The sequence below is a fragment of the Winogradskyella poriferorum genome (assembly GCF_050618035.1).
Taxonomy (GTDB): domain Bacteria; phylum Bacteroidota; class Bacteroidia; order Flavobacteriales; family Flavobacteriaceae; genus Winogradskyella; species Winogradskyella poriferorum_A.
On record NZ_JBODPY010000289.1, the window covers coordinates 1 to 215 of the forward strand.

At 34.4% G+C, this 215-nt stretch carries 1 pseudogene; it reads right to left on the minus strand.

The annotated features are described in order from the left end of the window. Window positions 1–215, minus strand: a pseudogene (locus ACRHOC_RS15800) (hypothetical protein); the annotation flags it as partial.

Here is a 215-nt window from a genome sequence, read left to right on the forward strand (position 1 = left end):
TGCTTGTCCGCCGCAGCAATCATACTATGTTTTTCCTGTGGAATAATGATATCATCTAAACTGAATGATAATCCACGTTGGAATGCAAATTGGTAACCTAATCTCTTGATCTCATCAAGGAATTCAGCTGTTTATGGTACAGAAGTTACTTTTAAAATTCCGTGAATAATATCTCTTAATGTCTTTTTAGTAAGTACCTCATTAATGTAACCTGC